This window comes from Actinosynnema sp. NPDC059797 (assembly GCF_042732085.1).
Taxonomy (GTDB): domain Bacteria; phylum Actinomycetota; class Actinomycetes; order Mycobacteriales; family Pseudonocardiaceae; genus Actinosynnema.
In genome coordinates, this window is the sequence record NZ_JBHWIE010000634.1 from 1 (window position 1) to 2,454 (window position 2,454).

A 2,454-nucleotide genomic window follows, 5' to 3' on the forward strand; every position below is an offset into this window, starting at 1 on the left:
GGCTCCGTCGACCTCGGTCTCGCCCCCGCGAATCCGGGCCCGTCAGCGGCGGGGCGAGGTCGCGGCGAGCAGCAGCCCCGTGAACGGCTCGACCAGGCCCGCCGCCGCCTCGTCCCACGTCGACCGCACGGTGACGGCGCCCTCCGCGACCGCCCGCTCCCGCTCGGCGCACACGTGCACCACGAGGTCGCGGATCATGTCGCCGCGCTCCGCCCGCACCACCGCCGGCAGGTCGGGCAGGGACCGGTCCAACCCGTCGAGCACGTCCCGCAGCGAGGGCGTGGCCAGGGTCTCGTCGACCATGACCGCCCGGAACGCCGGGTCCGTCATGGCCTGCGCGCCGAACCGGGCGAACCACGTGGGGTCGCCCAGCGAGGCCAGGTGCGAGGTGAACGGCCGCACCAGGCAGTCGACCCAGTCCCGCACGTCCGCCGACCCCTCGACGGCGGCCACCATCTCCCGGCGCAGCGGCTCGATCCGCTCCACGTGCCGGCGCACGATCGCCCGCACGAGGTCGGCCTTGGTGCCGAAGTGGTAACCGACGGCGGCGTTGTTCCCCTGCCCGGCGGCCGCGCTGATCTGGCGGTTCGAGACCGCGTAGAGGCCCTGTTCCGCGAACAGCCGCTCCGCCGTGGTGAGGATCTGCAGGCGGGTGGCGCCGACCTGCTCGGCCCGAGGGGTCCTGCCGACGTCGGTCACCACGGTCACCACCGTACCGGCACGTCTCGCAGCCCCCCGACCACCAGCCCCTCGACCCGGTCCAGCTCCTCGGGCGCCACCGCCAGCTCCAGGCCGGGCAGCCGGCGCACCAGCACCTCCAGCACCACCTGCAGCTCCGTGCGCGCCAGGGCCTGGCCGAGGCACGAGTGCGCGCCCGCGCCGAACGCCAGGTGCGGGTTGGGGCTGCGCGACAGGTCCAGCTCGGACGCCCGCTCGAAGGCGGTCTCGTCGCGGTTGGCGGCGCCCATGCTGCACATGACGGTGGTGCCGGCCGGGAGGTGCTCGCCGCCGACCTCGGCGTCCTCGGTGATGTAGCGCGGCATGCCCAGGCCCGGGTTGGCGTCGAAGCGCAGCACCTCCTCCACCGCCGTGCGCACCAGGGACGGGTCGGCGACCAGCCGCTCCCACCGGGAGCGGTCGGCCAGCAGCATCCCGACCATCTTGCCGATCATGTTCGCGGTGGTCTCGTGCCCGGCGACGAGCAGGCCCTGTCCGGTGGCGACCAGCTGCGCGTCCGTCAGCTCGCCGCCCGCTACCAGGGTGCCGAGCAGGTCGTCCTTCGGGTCGGCGCGCTTGGCCGCGACGTGCTCGCGCATGTAGGCGACGAACTCCGCCTGGGCCGCGCCGATCTCGGCCTCGGTGTAGCGGGTCAGGTTGAGCAGGGTGTCCGACCAGTGCGAGAACCGGTCCCGGTCGGCGTCCGGCACGCCGAGCAGGTCGCAGATCACCCACACCGGCAGCGGGAAGCCCAGCGCCGCCTTGAGGTCCGCGGGCTGCTCCCCCGCCACCAGCTCGTCGACCAGCCGCTCGGCCATGGCCTCGATCGCGGGGCGCAGGGCGTTGAGGCGCTTGACCGTGAACCACCGGCCGACCTGCTGCCGCCACCGCTGGTGCCCGGGCCCGGAGTCGGGGAGCACCGAGGCCATCTCGTCGTTGAACACGCCGCCGGACTCGCTGTCGGTGATCCGGGCCGCGTCGGGCGCGCTGAGCCGACGGGTGAACCTGGGGTCCGCCAGCACCTGCTTCACGTCGGCGTAGCGGGTGAGCACCACGGCCCGGTCGCCGCTGGGCAGGCGCACGGGCGCGACCGGGCAGCCCCGCCGCAGCTCGGCCCACTCGGCGGGCGGCTCCAGCGCCGTCGGGTTCGGGATCGGGTAGTCCAACAACGCCTCGCCCGGCTCGTGCGCCACGTGACGCCTCCTCGTTGATCGACGTTCGGTGCCCCACAGTGAAGCGAGGCCGATATGGTAAGTCAAGCGACTGATTTAAATGAGTTCCCCGGCGAAGCCGACCGCGTTCGTGGCGGTGCCGGCGTTCGGCGGCACCGTGGTGTCGCTGGTGCACACCGCGGTGATCCCGCTGGTGCCGCTGCTCCCGGGCCTGCCGGGCTCGTCACCGGCGGACACCGCGTGGGCGATCACCGCCACGCTGCTCGCCGCCGCCGTGGCCACGCCGACGGTCGGCCGCCTCGGCGACATGCACGGCAAGCGCCGGATGCTGCTGGTCAGCCTCGCGCTGCTGGTGGCCGGGTCGGTGGTCGGCGCGCTCAGCGACGAGCTGGCCCCGCTGATCGCCGCCCGGGCGCTCCAGGGCCTCGCCCGTCTCCAAGGGCGCGGACCGGGGCTGGACCAGCGGCGTGACCGCGGGCCTGTTCGGCACGGCGGCGGTGGTCCTGGCGGTGTGGGGCCGGTGGGAGCTGCGCGTCCCCGGGCCGCTGGTGGACCTGCGCGCCAC

Annotated in this window: 3 protein-coding genes; 1 reads left to right on the forward strand and 2 read right to left on the reverse strand. The window is 74.7% G+C overall.

What is annotated here, in order from left to right; translation table 11 throughout:
• Positions 1–42: 42 nt before the first annotated feature.
• Entirely contained in the window at positions 43–711 is a 669-nt protein-coding gene (locus tag ACFV4N_RS42740; RefSeq protein ID WP_499678411.1) for a TetR/AcrR family transcriptional regulator, read from the reverse strand.
• Positions 705–1,910: a cytochrome P450 gene (locus ACFV4N_RS42745; RefSeq protein ID WP_499678412.1), complete on the reverse strand. Its 1,206-nt coding sequence runs from the start codon at positions 1,908–1,910 to the stop codon at positions 705–707. Before ACFV4N_RS42745 ends, ACFV4N_RS42740 begins: the two co-directional genes overlap by 7 nt.
• A 79-nt stretch (positions 1,911–1,989) precedes the next feature.
• Here ACFV4N_RS42745 and ACFV4N_RS42750 point away from each other — a divergent pair.
• Positions 1,990–2,454: MFS transporter (locus ACFV4N_RS42750; RefSeq protein ID WP_499678413.1), on the forward strand; the 465-nt coding region annotated here is incomplete at its 3' end.